At 69.8% G+C, this 547-nt stretch carries 2 protein-coding genes; one reads left to right on the top strand and one right to left on the bottom strand.

Annotated features, from left to right (window positions below; all coding sequences use genetic code 11):
* Positions 1–358 (top strand): helix-turn-helix domain-containing protein (locus IMZ11_RS43570; RefSeq protein WP_228649566.1); only part of this gene is annotated, 358 nt, incomplete at its 5' end.
* Position 359: 1 nt separating this feature from the next.
* Here the strand turns inward: IMZ11_RS43570 and IMZ11_RS43565 are convergent.
* Positions 360–547, bottom strand: a 188-nt coding sequence (locus IMZ11_RS43565) for a hypothetical protein (protein ID WP_228649564.1), incomplete at its 5' end; no start/stop codon positions are given.

The following is a 547-nucleotide window of genomic DNA, read 5'->3' as shown; positions in this document are numbered from 1 at the left end:
CGCGGCGTTCCGCGATCGCCTGGAACGCTACCGCCGTTATCGTTCGGCGTTGCCGTCCGGAACCGATGCCGCCAGCCAGGCCGAGGTGGACCGAGCACTGGCTGAATTACGGGTTGCCGCAAGCGAATCTGCCAGATCTTCGGCAAAGGGCGCGGCGCCGCAGACCACCGAGGGGATTGCCGCGGCCGTGCGGGACGAACCCGACGGCCTGACGGCCGAGGAGGCAGCCAAGCGGGTCGGGGTGTCGCGGGTGACGGCGTGGCGGTATCTGGAGCGCCTGGCCGATGAAGGAACCGTCACTCGCGCTACGGAATACGGCAAGGCCGGGAGACCCCGGAGCCGCTACCGTTGGCGCTGAATCAGGCGCCGGCCGGCGCCAGAGCGGGCAGCTGGTGCATTTCGACGGCGTCCACCGAGGCGAGCTGCGAGTACAGCGACTCGGCCACGTCGAAGACGTTGACCAGACCGGCGTAGTCGGCGATGTACAGCCGGGTGCCGTTGTCCCGCACGGCGACCGCCGCGGGCTGTGCGTGCACGTCGATGCTGC

The sequence above is a fragment of the Microtetraspora sp. AC03309 genome (assembly GCF_020826795.1).
In the GTDB taxonomy this organism is placed as follows: domain Bacteria; phylum Actinomycetota; class Actinomycetes; order Streptosporangiales; family Streptosporangiaceae; genus Microtetraspora; species Microtetraspora glauca.
This window is presented reverse-complemented; position numbering and strand designations above follow the sequence as displayed.